Origin of the sequence: Bacillus sp. SIMBA_074 (genome assembly GCF_046534555.1) — a bacterium.
Classification (GTDB): Bacteria; Bacillota; Bacilli; order Bacillales; family Bacillaceae_G; genus Bacillus_A; species Bacillus_A mycoides.
Genome location: NZ_JAWRYM010001217.1, coordinates 1 through 236 on the forward strand (window position 1 = coordinate 1; position 236 = coordinate 236).

1 protein-coding gene is annotated in these 236 nt (G+C 69.9%); it reads right to left on the bottom strand.

Going from position 1 to position 236, the window contains the following annotated elements:
• Nucleotides 1-158 precede the first annotated feature (158 nt).
• Nucleotides 159-236 carry an FMN-binding protein gene (locus tag SB773_RS34600; protein ID WP_410595067.1) on the bottom strand — a complete coding sequence of 26 codons (78 nt, stop codon included), beginning with the start codon at nt 234-236 and terminating at the stop codon, nt 159-161.

Below are 236 nucleotides of genomic sequence, written 5' to 3' on the forward strand. Positions count from 1 at the left end.
GGCGTTCGCCCGGCTCACCTCACTGTCCGGCCGGTAGGCGCTGAACCGCCGGTCGGCCTCGCGCAGGACGGCGAAGGCGCGTTCGGCGGCCGGCCGCGCGTCCCGGTCATCCCGCACATCGAGCGACATGGGGATGCCCATCACGGTCTCCAGAAACCTCATCGCTGGTCGATCGCCGACTGGACCGACTGGATGTAGCCCTCCGACGTGTACGTCGCCCCCGAGACGGTGTCGAT